Source organism: Bacillus sp. ISL-7, from assembly GCF_018613065.1.
This window is the reverse complement of the sequence record NZ_JAGGQW010000002.1, coordinates 90,552-103,868: the sequence shown is the minus strand read 5'-3', so window position 1 is coordinate 103,868 and position 13,317 is coordinate 90,552. Positions and strand designations below refer to the sequence as shown.

Sequence of the window (13,317 nt, the reverse complement as noted above, 5' to 3'; positions counted from 1 at the left end):
AAAGTTGCTTTTTTTGTCTTTTGTTCAACCATAAAAAATAAAAACGTAAGTTTTTCAGTGCCCTCGAGGACGGGGCTGGGGAGACCCCGCAGGCGCTAGCGCCGAGGAGGCTCCCCAGACCGCCCGCGGAAAGCGAAGTGCCTAGAGCGGAAATCAACAGGCCCATTAGCAGGTACTATGAATAATTAAATGCGAGAATAAAAAATTGCCGAGATAAATACCCTTTCTCGACAATCTGAGTGATCAAATGATCATCCATAATGCTTGCTATTGTTAACTCAACGGCTTTATTGAAGGGAGATCCTGACTAAACCAATTATCCTCGGGGATAATATTCGAAACAGTTAAAATTAAGGATGGAATTCTCTCCACATTGAACACAATTGCACCAATTTTCTTTGTAAATATGATAAAGGCATTTCCATGTGAATAATTATCTAGGTCTAACCCCATATGGAGCAGTGCAAATAAAATGGTCTGCTTTTCATCAGAATCAATATAAACTTGGGGTGAAAATCTTAATATCCACTCATCGCCTTCAATGGAAAATCGGTACATCCTATCCCCGCCTCTGTAAATAAATTGATTAATTTAAGATATGATGCAGAGGTATTTTTCATGTTAGGGATACGGACAAAATCAGACACTTAAATATTTTCATAGAAACTACCATAATTTCAATAAAAGAGACAAGTCATTCCTTGACTGTAAATTTTCATTATTGTATATTTAAAGCATCATGTAACTATATATGCATAGCAAGTGGCTGCGTGATAATATTTATCTTTGGCACCAATAAGGGTGGCTTGAAAGGCTTAGGAGGAAGAAGTAAATGCAAAACGGTAAAGTAAAATGGTTCAACAATGAAAAAGGTTTTGGTTTTATCGAAGTAGAAGGCGGCGACGATGTATTCGTACACTTCAGCGCTATCACTGGCGAAGGCTTCAAATCTTTAGAAGAAGGCCAAGAAGTTTCTTTTGAAATCGTTGAAGGAAACCGTGGACCACAAGCAGCTAACGTTGTAAAACTATAATCTAAAATAATCAATCAAGGGCTGACGTTTTCGTCAGCCTTTTTAATAGGCGCTGACAGGACTTAGGTGAATTTTCAACTCAGTTTCTTCCCATACTCCTGAAGTTGTTCTCCCACTGTACACTTTGAAATGCAAAACCGGTGTGCTGCTCTCCGCCCACCTTCTTTTTTCAAATGCTGGTGTAAAAAGCAGCCTTCACAGTATTGAACCATTAAGGATTCTACATGAACCAATAATTGCCTTTTGTTTAAGTCCTTCACAAGAGTTTCACACCCATTTCCTAAAGAATCAATGTTTTTGCAAAAATTTCTTTTCCTTCTAATGCTTGTGTCGCCAATTTATCAGCTTCTTTGTTATCTTTTCTAGCAATGGACGTATATTTAGGGACTAAACCAAGCGTTCTAATTTTTTCCTCTATTCTGTCAAGCCAGCTATTAAGCGTATCTTCATAACAAGGCCAATCCCCTTCCAGCTGTTTTAAAACCACTTGGGAGTCACCTTTAAATTCACAAGATAAATGATGAACTCCTAAATCCTCTAAAATACTTAGTGCATAATAAAAAGCAGCATACTCTGCTTCATTATTTGTTTCCAATTCATCAATCCGTTCATTGGCTCGGATACGGTATTTCTTCTTCCCCTGCTTAAAAAAGATTACAGCCCCAAGACCTGCTTGATTTGTTTCCTTTTGAAACCCTCCATCAAAGTAAACAGTTATTTCATGAGGATCATCTTCAATTTCGGTCATCAACTTTTTCATTTCCTTTAAGATCCATGATGTTCCCTTTTCATCATAAAAAAACAAATCAGATACCTTCCCAGTCATTTCAAGCTCTTCACCAATTTGTATAGCCGTTTCACCTGATACCATTTCAGAGGAAAACTGTACCTTTTCATTACTTTTAATTTTATACATCCACTCTAATCTATAGTTCAATGTCCTCAACCTTTCTAAAAAGAATTCAAGGGCTTTTTAAATAACATATTCCATGACACTATATCGACTACATCATTCTAACCTATTCTGATATATATTCTTATCATACCCACTTCTTCATAGTAGTTATAAGAATAAATATTTTCTGACTTAAAAGAAATATGATAAACTTTCAATATTAAGTTTATGGAGGAAACAGAATTGATTGAGGTTTATATTGACGGGGCTAGTGCTGGAAATCCTGGACCAAGTGGGGCCGGGATATTTATTAAAGGAAACGGTATTACAGAAAAATATTCGATTCCATTAGGAAAAATGACGAATCATGAAGCAGAATATCATGCATTTATTAAGGCATTGGAAATATGTTTAGAAAAGGGATTTGAAAATGAAGTCGTGTCATTTCGGACCGACTCTCAATTAGTTAACAATGCGATAGAAAAAGAATTTGTAAAAAACAAACTATACTTACCATTATTTGAACAGGCATTACACTTATCAAAGAAATTTCAATTATTTTTTATGAAATGGATCCCAAGTGCTGAAAATAAAGCGGCGGATGAACTAGCAAGGCAGGCAATAAGAAAAAATATTCCCGAGGAGCAATGATACATCATGAAAAAACCTATATTTGCAGATTTAAGTTTGCTCCTTGTAACGATCATCTGGGGCAGCACTTTTGTGTTAGTCCAAAATGCGATTGATTTTCTTGAACCATTTTCCTTTAATAGCATTCGCTTTCTTGCGGCAGCGATTTTATTGATTTTCTGCCTTGTAATATTTGAAAAAAAACAGTTAAAACAATTGAATTTAAAACTGCTTTTATCAGGTATATTTATCGGATTTTGGCTTTTCCTTGGTTATGCTACCCAAACAATCGGCCTTTTATATACAACTTCTTCCAAAGCTGGTTTTATTACAGGGTTAAATGTTGTCCTTGTTCCAATATTTTCAATGATGTTATTAAAGCAGTTTCCGAACAGGAATGCTGTCTTGGGCGTGTTAACTGCGACCATTGGCTTATTCCTACTGACGATGACGGATGTTACTTCATTAAATAGAGGTGATGGTTTCGTTTTCATTTGCGCCATCAGTTTCGCACTACAGATCATCTATACAGGTAAGTTTAGTAATAAATATCCAACCTTGCTGTTAACAGTCATTCAAATTTCAACAGTTGCCCTTTTATCGATTTTATCCTCTTTCTTTTTTGATGATTGGAAAAAGTCATTTAATCTACATATATTACTCAAGCAAGATGTTCTAGTTGCCCTTGTAATCACAAGCATATTTGCAACAGCACTGGCATTTTTGATTCAAACAAATTTTCAAAAATACACTTCTGCAACACGAGTTGCGTTAATTTTTGCAATGGAGCCGGTATTTGCCGCGATTACAGGTTTTTATTGGGCAAATGAACGACTTTCCTATAGTGCCTTAGTTGGATGCTGCCTCATTTTTGCAGGAATGATTTTTGCTGAGATGCCAACAAACAAAATCCCTTTACTTAGAAAAAACAAGCCCTTTGAGGATAGGGTCTCATAAAAAACTCCCTTTCAGAGAAGGGAGTTTTTTCCTAATTATATCGCTAACAGTTCCTTTTCTTTAACGAACCTAATGGCATCTTTCCTTGAGTTGATCCTGTTCGAAATTAATGTTTCCAGTAAGGATACATAAAAACTGCCATCAAAACTTTTTTGCGCTTTTAATGTCAGTTCAATGGCTGTAATACTCATCTCATCAGAAGCATTTGTGTAGTGTTTCCCAAAAAATATAAAGCCAATTGCATCCTCTTGGAATTGAAATCCTTTTCCTTCCAAGTGGTGCAAATAATCTTCGACTGTTCCCAATAACTTTGCCATCCCTCTCCCAACAAACTGTGAACATCCCTTAGAATCTTAACTTAAATTTTGATAATTTTCTATTCTTTTTTGTACATAAGTGACCAATGACTCCCACCAAAACACCTAGAATTGCCCCTCCAACAACTTCTTCGGGCTCATGGCCTAACATTTCTTTTAGCTTTTTTGGAGAGTCCTGTTTAAATTCAACACTTTCCTCTTTATGAATTTTTTCTATTAATTCATTCATTGAATTCACCTTTAATGTTAGCTCCCCTGTTTGCCTTCTTACCCCTTGCGCATCATACATGACAATTAAGCCGTAGATGAGGGAAAGGGCAAAATCAAAGGTTGGCAGTCCACGCTGCATTGCAATGTATGTTGTTAATGTAGAAACCCCTGCTGAATGTGAGCTAGGCATCCCACCGGTACCAAAAAACAACTCTGGACGCCATTCTTTCTTATTATAATAATGTATAGGAATTTTCATCCCTTGTGCTAGTCCCATGCTGAAAAGTGCTAAATAAACACCCTTGTTCATCATATCACCCCTGCTAATATTGTTCGAAAGCCCGTGTTTTATTATTCCACATGGAAATACTAAAAAAGTGGGAGGTGAACGTAGATGGGTAAAAATGGTCAAACTAATCGAGGTGTCAAAGCTCCAGGGGTTAATCCTCAAGGATATGGTCAAGATGCGGAGTTCGCTGAAGAACCAAAAAGTAAACTAGAAAATGCAGCAAAGAAAAAAAACACTAAATAGACGCAAACATAAAAACTGGCTGTCCCTTGTCGAGACAGCTAGTTTCTATTTAAAGTTTTTGCCTATTCGCAAGATAGATGCAATAAGGAATAAGCCGCCTGGCCACTTCAAATTCCCTATGCTTACAACCTGGCCTCCAATTGACTTCAAATAACCATAGCCTTTGGAGTTGATCCATTCCAACATCAATACCCAGTTCATCAAAGGAATGTGCGTATAATGTGTCGAAATGAGCAGAAAATGTTAATGCAAATTGCTCTAGAACTGTTTTTATTCGATCTGACTCTTCCCCAAATTCATCTAAAAGAAAAGTTTCTAAGTCACCGCGGTACCCTCCGCTGCTAATATTGCTAATCAATTGGGCGTTGCCGCTGATCCGTGGATAAATTAAGGTAATTTCCCAAAAACCACATCCATTTTTTTGAACATGCAAGCGAAAATCATAGGTTAATCCGGCTTTTGTTTTACATTCAATAAAAGGCTGAAGCAAATATTTTTGCTCAAGGACCAGCCCTTCAATTAGAACCTCCATTTCTTTTTGGTTAAGTACGCTAACTTTCTGACCCTCGGTTAATTTGAACAGTTGCTTTTCATTAAGTTTTTCGATAAATAATATTTTTTTACCTTGATTACCGGTTACTGGTTTAATTACAACTCGAGAATGTTCCTGGAAAAAAGAGATAAATTTTTGTGAATGATTTAATTTTGTGGAAGGAATCAAATAACTGGAGAATTCTTTCGCATTAAAGATTTTTTTGTACACTTTAAACTTATTTCCAACAGGATAACTTGTAAAAATAGCATATTGCTTTAATTTTTTCAAAATGGTGGATTGTCTTTTCGTTTTAGGGTTGCAGCTGTTAATGATGACTGTTGGAAAGTCGATAACTTTTTGTGTCCATTCACCATTTTGATACACCCAGCCATTAATTTTCAAATGATTAAAATCAACATTGTTGTAAGAAAAATAAAAAAAGGGGATTCCCTCCATTTTTGCGACAGCAGCAAAGGGATAAGCTTTTTTAACTTCTAGCGGATTTTTTCGATAGTGAAGCATCCCAATCGACTTCAAAATCATCACATCCTTAAAATGGCTCTAAGTAAAACTTGATTTCTTTCGAAGCTATTAATGCAATCTCCTTGGCCTGTTCAGGTGTATCAGCGCTGGCAATCACATAGGCATAGCGATCACCGAGTGAATACGGCTTTGTTAAGATCGCCCCTTTTCTTGGTTTCACATAAACTTCCTTTACACCATCATAATTTAAGGCTTTAGTTTTTCCTGTTACTTTTATGAGTCGGCCCCTTGAATTAACAGTAAGAAATTTTGCATAAACATGCGACTTTTTCGTTGCTTTTAAGACGGGATCTAGCCCTAAGAAGAGTTTAAGTGTTTCTTTAATTAAATTGATTCCAGTACCCTCTTCAATAATTTTATTCATTGCTCCGCCCGACATTCTTGGATTTATTTCTATTAACTTCCACTTCCCTTCAATAAGCCTCATTTCTAAATGACAAGTTCCATTTTCTAATTCAAGTACTTGAATAATACTTGCAACTGCAACTTCTAATTCCTCTAAAGTCTCATTTTCTAGTACGGCCGGATAACAATACCCGGTAATAATAAAGCGATCACCATTTAAGACCTCTTGTTCAATTACTGCCACCATAGCAATCAGCCCATCCTTAACGATGACTTCGATTAGATATTGCGTTCCAATCAAATATTCTTCAATTAGTACCGGAATAGAAGGGAATTTTTTATTTAAGTACTCCAATCCTTCTTTTAACTCTGAGCAGGTTTCAACCAATAATACATCCTTTGACCCATTTGATACAGGAGACTTTAATATTAGTGGTAAATGACATTGATTTTCCGCAACAAATTTTTGAATAGACTGTTCTCTTTGAAAAATTGTAAACTTTGGTGTAACAGGCAGTGTTTTAAGGTGTTCACGAAAACGAGTTTTCTCCTCCATGATTGCCAAAGCATCCGTGGACATTTGAAAAAGTCCTAATTTTTTCGAGATTCGCGCCGCAAAAGAGACAAATGGATCAATGAAACTAATAACAGCACAGATTTGTTTTCTATCTTCTTCAAGGTTATTAATTATTGAAAAAATCATCTCCTTATCCATTAGATTTTCGACATATACCATTTGATGTACTTCAGGGAATTCTTTCTCTTGCTTTATAAATTCTCTTCTGTTCGTTAACAAAACAGTATAATAACCCATAGTTGTTGAAATACTCAGAGCTTCTCGGCTCGTTCCTGATTTGTTACTTCCAATAAAGACAATTGTTTGCATACCAACCTACTTCCTCTTTGTTTTTTATTGGCTATTTCTTTTAGTCAACAAATATTTCCCATAGCATATTGGGGTAATGTAGGTTTCTCGCCATGTTTCGAACATTAAAGCATGACGAAATGCTAACCTTAGATCTCGCGCATTACATTCAATAAACATTGGAAAACCATCTGCTGTAATCCCGACATCAAGCCCAAGATCTGCTAGGTTATCAATTTGATTGCCCATCTGTTTGGCAACCATTAGTGATACCTGTTTCACGTCAGCTACGACCTGTTTTTCATCAAGGTATGGAAGGCTTCTAAGGATATCTTCAAGAGAAATGCAGATACCACCTCTAGCAACATTTGTAACAAAGCTGCCTGTTTTTGCTACTTTCCCCACCATCCCTGTCACTTGCCATTCTCCATCCTTATTTCGTTGGACGGTTACCCGAAGGTCAAATGGATTATTATTATATTCTGCAAGTTGAATTCTCTCTTGAATTATATACAGCCCGCTTGTGAGCAAAGATCCTATCTTCAAAGGTAATTGGTCCGCAGAATACATTTCTTCTTGCCACATGTCTTGTTGGGGATAGGATAACAACCACTCTGTATCGTTAAGGCGTGTTGCTCTCATGTTACGTTTTCCAAATGTTCCACTGTTTGGTTTTATGATTAACTCCCTATGTTTTCCCATCATTTTGACCATATTACCAAGATTGAATCGAACCGTTTCTGGGAGGTGTGGTCTAATCTCTTCACTTTCCATTAATAACTTATGAGCTTTGTGTTTCCCATATTGATTCCATTCATTAAAAATGATTAAGCCTTCAGCTAGTAGCATTTTTATCTGTTTCTTGGCATCCTTCGTCCAATGATACCCTCTGTTATGAATCACAAATGGTTTAGGTATAGTGTACTTCTGATACTCACCGTTGATATTCATCACAAAACCCGTTGTCTCTGGTTCACCAGGCTGTAAATCCTCCAAACGAAGATAAACAGGAATCAGATTATTTATTTTGCCCCCTTCCTCATAGAAAGCCAAGACTTTTGGTTGATTACCGCGGTCAAGTTCTCTATATAATTGCGAGCTGATTATAATTCCAATAAATTGCTGTTCCAAGCTATTTTCCCCGCCTTATTAATAGGGTTTACTTTCAGGTTAAATAAATAAACTTCTTTCGTACTATTAAATGCAAAAGTTGTATATTTGGAGAGATAAAAACCCGAATTATTTTGAAACATTCATTAAATACGTGAATACACTAACTTACATTAATCTAAGAGGTGTTTTGCTTTATGAGAACTAAACCAAAGGTAGCCATTATTACCCCTGGTTCCTTCCCTATTCCATCCTCTCGTGCAAGTTCAGTTGAAACAGTGGTTGAAATGCAAACAAACATTCTTCAAAACGATGTTGATTTCACAATATTTGGGAAAAAGGCTAAAGGAATGGCCTCTACTGAAAACCAAGGAAATATTTCTTTTATCCGGTTTCCTTATCAAAATTGGACAAGGTACCTCACAAAGGTCATTCCTAAGTTATCAAGAATCAATCCTGATATCATCCAAATTGAAAATCGCCCTAAATATATTCCCATCATTCGGAACAAGTTTCAAAAAGCTCAAATTTGGTTGTCACTGCACTCGACCATGTTTATTTCAAGTCCACATATTGAAAAGGAAGAGTTAATTAGTTGTCTTCATCAAGCTGATAAGATCATTGTTAACAGCCATTTTCTTAAAAACTATTTAATTGTTCAAACTGGTTGTGAGGAAAATAAAGTCATTGTTAATTATTTAGGTGTGGATATAACACAATTTCATTCGAAATGGTCCATCGATCAAAAAAGTAAAATAGAGAATTTTATTAAACAATTAAACCTCGAAGGAAGGAAAATCATCCTATTTGTCGGACGTTTAAGAAAAATAAAGGGCATTCATAAAATACTTCAAGCGATGCCTTCCATTATTCAAGCGGTGCCTGACACCATATTAATTATTGCCGGAAGCGCCTTTTATGGTTCAGAAAGAAGAACAAGCTATGTTGATAAATTGCATGCGTTAGCAAAGGATTTCCCAGAGCATGTCAAGTTTATGTCGTTTATTCCACATGCGGAAATCCACATTTGGTTTGAGGCGGCAGAGATTGTATTAGTACCCTCAATTGGACATGAAGCATTTGGATTAGTGAATGTGGAGGCAATGGCATGTGGTGTCCCCGTGATCGCAACGAATATTGGGGGAATGCCAGAGGTTATTGAACATGGCAGGACGGGGTATTTGATCAATACTCAAAACATTGAAGTGGAACTATCCAATTGTGTTATTCAGCTCTTAAATAATCCCAAAAGAATTAAAAGGTTAGGTCTTAACAGTATAGATAGAGTGAAGGAAAGTTTCACATGGGAAAAAAGTGCTAACCGTATCCTCCAATTATATAACCAAAATGTATCTGAAAAATAAAAGAACGTCCCTTTATGAAAAGGGACGTGAATGACTATAAAAAATATACTCTTTTTGGAAGTGAAAAGTATTTTTAAATGCATCTTCATCAAGAATTTGAAACCCTTGAATTTGAACTGCATAAAACATTGGTTGATTACGAATTTTTAAATACGTATCATAATCCAATTTCTTAAAGCCTTTGAAGCTAGGATATATATTTGCTTCAAGAATCCACGGGAAGCCCACTTCATCTAAAGCAATATCTATACCAAATTCAGCGAAATGATCATTTCTTTGATCCATGATGCGGCAAAACCTTTGACAAAGGTTTAATATATTCCGATAAACAAGTGAATAGCTGAGGTCTTGAGAAGACTTCTTTATAACTGTTTCTAATGTCATCGCTTCTCCACCCCGAGCAATATTAGTTAGATCCTCATCTTCTCGAGCAACCCTGCATTCAATTCCAGTGCATTGCCACTTCCCTTTGTTATATTTCTGCATCACAACCCTGACATCAAGGGCTCGATTATTTACCTTTAAAAGCGGAATGTAGGTTTGATATAAATACTCCTGTTTAAAAATTCCAAACTCCTTTAATAATACTTGTAAACCTTCTTTATCCTTCAATCTGTGTTGTACCTTTGTCATACTCCGATAATCGTATAAACTAAAACCTTCTGTTTCGTCATTTAATTCTAGTATGAAAATTCCGCGTCCTCTTGATAAGCTAACAGGCTTTAAAATAATCTTCTTATTTTCTATTAAAAAGTCAATTAATTCTTCCATGTTATTTAAAAGGAAAGTTGCAGGTAAGTGTTGTTTAATTTCTGGGGTATTTTTTAATAAATAAAGATCTGATTTTTTAAAGTGGTAGGAGTTAAATAAATTATTATTGGTTATTTCCACTAGTTGTCTAATATTATCTTTCTTTTGATGGAAATTTCTACGGTATATAGTAGAGGGAATCGGAGTAGAACCATAGCGCCAATGTTTTTTTACTGGGTCATAGATCATCCCATATGCAATTCTCTTTTCCCAGTCGACTGACCTTGCTGAAAAGGCGATCGTTACTCCGCCATAGCGATGGTATTCACCAAAACGGTCATTGAATTTCTCCATATAATCCAAATTATAAACGTGATTTTTTTCACCTAATAGTAAGCCAATTGTTGGACCGATAATTGCCTTTCCCTCTGAAAATTGGATTTGATAAACTAGGTCAACAGGAAGATGCAGATATTCTACTAGAGTGTCGGAAACAAATAGCTCTATGGGATTTTGATAGGAATTATGTCTTAGCGGAATTGCTTCTTCGTAATTTACAAAGTGACATGGCAGCTCATTTACCCCAAATTTTACAATTTCAGGTTGTTCCCTCCAGCTTTCTGTAATTCGGTTAGGTAATTTCATTATCATTTCATGGTCTTGAAAAACTTTAAATTTCACCCAAACATTCTCAAAAAGCTGACTTGATTTCCTGGTAAATGGCGTAATATTATCGTCGTGTAATTCTCCACTGCTTACCTGAACGGTTGCCTCAGTTTCTCCACTATACGTATCCATTGTCTTTTCATCGTTTTTCAATTCCTTGATTTCTTTTGCTAGATCAATCGGCCACTTAAGAATCATACCCACTACTTTTTTGTTGCTATAACTTAAGTCTTTCACAATGGTAAAGATAGGACAAGTGGAATGAATTCGAATTTCACCAGTTTCCATCCCGACAAATTGAAGACCGATTTCATAAATTCTTGGATAATAATAGTGAAGAATTTCTAAAATACGGTGGGTTACTTCATAAAGGTACTCTTGTGTCTCTTCTTGCATTTGGTGATCACCGGTAAGTAGCAGATAGGCTTCCTTAAAGGTTAACACTTGGTCATTATTCTTTGCATAAATAATCGGAGTCGTCCATTGATGATGGCAATCTTTTTGTCCTAAAACGTAAAAACTAAATGAAGTTGGAATTTGATTTTCCGCTATTAAATTAAAATCCTTTAGTGCAGGGTGTGTTGCTATCAATTCTAGGAAATGCTTATTCTTAATATTATTCTTTTCATTTATTAGAGTTACACCTGTTTGCTGTGCGAGTTCAAAGATTGTCCGATTGTTTTTCTTACGATGATAATTTGTGGGATTATAGATAATTGACGGAATATCAACGAAACCTAGTAAAACGATCTCCTCATCCTTTATCATAATTGCATTTCCCTTACGCTCTTTTACCAGCAATCCTTCAATATTAATAAATAGTACGTCAAAATTTAACTCTTCGCCCGCTTTTGCATATTGTAAAACATAGGAATCATCATCGTTTAATTCCTCTTGGGCCAGCCTATTCCATTGCCGTTTTGATAAAATAATGCCAATAGACTTTTCATCCATTACTCAGTCACCTTCAATCATTTTCAGGTCATTTAAAATATTTCTATTCATGATTCTATGAAACTGTATAGGCATATGGGAGTAACCCGCTGATATTAGTCTTTTATTTTCAACGATTTCTTCCATTGTTTATAGAGGTCAGGCTCTTGATTATTTACATGCTCTAAAAACGTTGCCAATAAACCCAATTGTTTTAAGTCTTTGAAAAGTCGTTTTGGAAACGACCTTTGAATTTTAAAAGAATTAACATGATCTATGATTTTCAACTTTCCATTTATATCATAGATGGTGTGTCGTAAGGAGAAATCAATTCTCATAAACTGTAAACTTCTAAGTTCTTTTATTAAATTGATAATTTCAACTGTTAAATCCTCGGAAATTGTCTTTGATTTTTCAAGATATTCTTGTAAGGAAGGTCCAGCAAGGTATTCCATTATAATAAAATTTTCTCCCGCTTCATAAACCTCTGGTAAAATGGCAGTTTTTTCACCGATTTGTTGTAGTACCTTCTTTTCTCGAAGGCAATATATTTGTTTTGAATAAATTTTCACACATCGGTCTTCGGATAGTTTAAACACTGCACCTTGTAATCCTTTTCCAATGAGTGGATAGTCGGTTGGATTGGTTTGAACCTGAACTGGTTTTCCCGGCGTAACAACAATTTGGGTAAAATCATTCAACTTGCATTATCTCCTTTAATGGAAATTATTATTGTTTTGTGCTTCCTGTTAAAGCATATCCAGAGACTACCTTTTATGAAAATGGTAGAAGTGCATCAATAAATTCTTGTGCCGATTGATACCGTTTGAGTTTATGCTTTCTTGTTGATTTCCTCAGAACCTTTTGTAATTTCTGATTGGGAATCTGTTTGCACGCCTGTTTTTTTCGATACGGTGCAAAACCAGTTAACAGGTACAAACATACACATGCAACACTATATAAATCTGAGCAATAGTTTAAATTAGCAGTAAAGATATGATTTTGTTTCTTAAGCTCAGGTGGTCGATACCATCTCGTTGCCCCTCGATGATTTCCAATATATTCACCAGAGTCATTTGTGCGGACAGCAGAGCCGAAATCGATGATTTTTACTGTTTGGGGGTCATCATTACAAATTAAAATGTTATGTGGAGTAATATCGCAATGGAGAATGCCATGTTGGTGGATCTCCTTTAACCCTTTAAGGATGTTAATTGTTATTTGAACGGCTAATTTTTGATCATGGATAATCCCTTTTTTAAAATGCCCCAGCCTTCCCCCTTCGTGATATTCTAAAACAATATACCCTTTATGTTCATCCTCAAAAAAATCTAGCCAGGTGATGATATGTTTATGAACCGGTAAGCTTCTTAGTATATCGCTCTCTTGTTCTGCTTCTCTTCTGCTATCCACCTTTTTTATTACTACCCTTTCATTTCGTTGATTCAGACCAAGAAAGACAAGGCTTGTCGCACCCTTACCTAAAGTTTGATGATCCAGTGTGTACTTTTCGAATGTAGCTCCCCCCCCCTTTGTGGCCCCTGTTTTTTATATCTTATTATTAGTAAGACAAGAATTCCTGTATGTTTATCCATAAAAAATAAGGTTGTCTCTAATGGACAACCTTATTTT

Annotated in this window: 16 protein-coding genes; 5 read left to right on the top strand and 11 right to left on the bottom strand. The window is 35.7% G+C overall.

The features are described from left to right. Nucleotides 1-273 precede the first annotated feature (273 nt). Nucleotides 274-558 carry a hypothetical protein gene (locus J7E66_RS01170; RefSeq protein WP_214997629.1) on the bottom strand — a complete coding sequence of 95 codons (285 nt, stop codon included), beginning with the start codon at nucleotides 556-558 and terminating at the stop codon, nucleotides 274-276. 274 nt (nucleotides 559-832) lie between these two features. Between J7E66_RS01170 and cspD the strand changes: the two genes are divergently transcribed. Continuing rightward, complete coding sequence (gene cspD / locus J7E66_RS01165) at nucleotides 833-1,033, top strand: cold-shock protein CspD (RefSeq protein WP_026563856.1); 201 nt, start codon at nucleotides 833-835, stop codon at nucleotides 1,031-1,033. A 74-nt stretch (nucleotides 1,034-1,107) separates the two neighbouring features. Here the strand turns inward: cspD and J7E66_RS01160 are convergent, their stop codons facing one another. Next, nucleotides 1,108-1,293: a zinc-finger domain-containing protein gene (locus J7E66_RS01160; protein WP_168244852.1), complete on the bottom strand. Its 186-nt coding sequence runs from the start codon at nucleotides 1,291-1,293 to the stop codon at nucleotides 1,108-1,110. Between the two features lie 20 nt (nucleotides 1,294-1,313). Then, on the bottom strand, nucleotides 1,314-1,970 hold the full coding sequence (locus J7E66_RS01155; protein ID WP_214997628.1) for a reverse transcriptase-like protein: 657 nt from the start codon (nucleotides 1,968-1,970) through the stop codon (nucleotides 1,314-1,316). Between the two features lie 201 nt (nucleotides 1,971-2,171). On the opposite strand from J7E66_RS01155, the gene J7E66_RS01150 reads away from it, so the two are divergent. Together J7E66_RS01150 and J7E66_RS01145 are read left to right on the top strand one after the other, a co-directional pair. Beyond that, a complete protein-coding gene (locus J7E66_RS01150) occupies nucleotides 2,172-2,579 on the top strand; it encodes a reverse transcriptase-like protein (protein WP_214997627.1) in 408 nt (135 codons plus the stop codon). A 6-nt stretch (nucleotides 2,580-2,585) separates the two neighbouring features. After that, a complete protein-coding gene (locus tag J7E66_RS01145; protein ID WP_214997626.1) occupies nucleotides 2,586-3,515 on the top strand; it encodes a DMT family transporter in 930 nt (309 codons plus the stop codon). A 35-nt stretch (nucleotides 3,516-3,550) separates the two neighbouring features. On the opposite strand, the gene J7E66_RS01140 is transcribed toward J7E66_RS01145, so the two are convergent. Continuing rightward, complete coding sequence (locus J7E66_RS01140; RefSeq protein WP_214997624.1) at nucleotides 3,551-3,832, bottom strand: DUF6123 family protein; 282 nt, start codon at nucleotides 3,830-3,832, stop codon at nucleotides 3,551-3,553. Nucleotides 3,833-3,860: 28 nt separating this feature from the next. Next, nucleotides 3,861-4,352 carry a divergent PAP2 family protein gene (locus J7E66_RS01135; protein ID WP_214997637.1) on the bottom strand — a complete coding sequence of 164 codons (492 nt, stop codon included), beginning with the start codon at nucleotides 4,350-4,352 and terminating at the stop codon, nucleotides 3,861-3,863. A gap of 84 nt (nucleotides 4,353-4,436) precedes the next feature. On the opposite strand from J7E66_RS01135, the gene sspL reads away from it, so the two are divergent. Beyond that, the gene (sspL, locus tag J7E66_RS01130) at nucleotides 4,437-4,574 is read left to right on the top strand and encodes a small, acid-soluble spore protein L (RefSeq protein WP_088088727.1); all 138 of its coding nucleotides are present in this window, start codon (nucleotides 4,437-4,439) and stop codon (nucleotides 4,572-4,574) included. A gap of 49 nt (nucleotides 4,575-4,623) precedes the next feature. On the opposite strand, the gene J7E66_RS01125 is transcribed toward sspL, so the two are convergent. Genes J7E66_RS01125 through J7E66_RS01115 form a run of 3 tightly spaced genes read right to left on the bottom strand, consistent with a single transcriptional unit; the run spans nucleotide 4,624 to nucleotide 7,993 of the window. After that, nucleotides 4,624-5,646 (bottom strand): YheC/YheD family endospore coat-associated protein, encoded by a 1,023-nt coding sequence (locus J7E66_RS01125; protein ID WP_214997623.1) that lies wholly within the window; start codon nucleotides 5,644-5,646, stop codon nucleotides 4,624-4,626. Between the two features lie 13 nt (nucleotides 5,647-5,659). Beyond that, nucleotides 5,660-6,883 carry an ATP-grasp domain-containing protein gene (locus J7E66_RS01120; RefSeq protein WP_214997622.1) on the bottom strand — a complete coding sequence of 408 codons (1,224 nt, stop codon included), beginning with the start codon at nucleotides 6,881-6,883 and terminating at the stop codon, nucleotides 5,660-5,662. A gap of 24 nt (nucleotides 6,884-6,907) precedes the next feature. Then, nucleotides 6,908-7,993 (bottom strand): YheC/YheD family protein, encoded by a 1,086-nt coding sequence (locus tag J7E66_RS01115; protein ID WP_214997621.1) that lies wholly within the window; start codon nucleotides 7,991-7,993, stop codon nucleotides 6,908-6,910. 176 nt (nucleotides 7,994-8,169) lie between these two features. Between J7E66_RS01115 and J7E66_RS01110 the strand changes: the two genes are divergently transcribed. Continuing rightward, nucleotides 8,170-9,336 (top strand): glycosyltransferase family 4 protein, encoded by a 1,167-nt coding sequence (locus tag J7E66_RS01110; RefSeq protein WP_214997620.1) that lies wholly within the window; start codon nucleotides 8,170-8,172, stop codon nucleotides 9,334-9,336. A gap of 12 nt (nucleotides 9,337-9,348) precedes the next feature. Here the strand turns inward: J7E66_RS01110 and J7E66_RS01105 are convergent, their stop codons facing one another. The 3 genes from J7E66_RS01105 to J7E66_RS01095 form a co-directional block, all read right to left on the bottom strand. Next, entirely contained in the window at nucleotides 9,349-11,706 is a 2,358-nt protein-coding gene (locus J7E66_RS01105) for a YheC/YheD family endospore coat-associated protein (RefSeq protein WP_214997619.1), read from the bottom strand. A gap of 95 nt (nucleotides 11,707-11,801) precedes the next feature. Continuing rightward, the gene (locus tag J7E66_RS01100; RefSeq protein ID WP_214997618.1) at nucleotides 11,802-12,386 is read right to left on the bottom strand and encodes a kinase; all 585 of its coding nucleotides are present in this window, start codon (nucleotides 12,384-12,386) and stop codon (nucleotides 11,802-11,804) included. A 73-nt stretch (nucleotides 12,387-12,459) separates the two neighbouring features. After that, nucleotides 12,460-13,185: a serine/threonine-protein kinase gene (locus J7E66_RS01095; protein WP_214997636.1), complete on the bottom strand. Its 726-nt coding sequence runs from the start codon at nucleotides 13,183-13,185 to the stop codon at nucleotides 12,460-12,462. Nucleotides 13,186-13,317 lie beyond the last annotated feature (132 nt).

Bases quoted from the DNA above. Each gene is read 5' to 3' on its own strand.
- J7E66_RS01170 (WP_214997629.1), bottom strand. From the start codon at position 558: ATGTACCGATTTTCCATTGAAGGCGATGAGTGGATATTAAGATTTTCA.
- cspD (WP_026563856.1), top strand. From the start codon at position 833: ATGCAAAACGGTAAAGTAAAATGGTTCAACAATGAAAAAGGTTTTGGT.
- J7E66_RS01145 (WP_214997626.1), top strand. From the start codon at position 2,586: ATGAAAAAACCTATATTTGCAGATTTAAGTTTGCTCCTTGTAACGATC.
- J7E66_RS01140 (WP_214997624.1), bottom strand. From the start codon at position 3,832: ATGGCAAAGTTATTGGGAACAGTCGAAGATTATTTGCACCACTTGGAA.
- J7E66_RS01135 (WP_214997637.1), bottom strand. From the start codon at position 4,352: ATGAACAAGGGTGTTTATTTAGCACTTTTCAGCATGGGACTAGCACAA.
- sspL (WP_088088727.1), top strand. From the start codon at position 4,437: ATGGGTAAAAATGGTCAAACTAATCGAGGTGTCAAAGCTCCAGGGGTT.
- J7E66_RS01120 (WP_214997622.1), bottom strand. From the start codon at position 6,883: ATGCAAACAATTGTCTTTATTGGAAGTAACAAATCAGGAACGAGCCGA.
- J7E66_RS01110 (WP_214997620.1), top strand. From the start codon at position 8,170: ATGAGAACTAAACCAAAGGTAGCCATTATTACCCCTGGTTCCTTCCCT.
- J7E66_RS01105 (WP_214997619.1), bottom strand. From the start codon at position 11,706: ATGGATGAAAAGTCTATTGGCATTATTTTATCAAAACGGCAATGGAAT.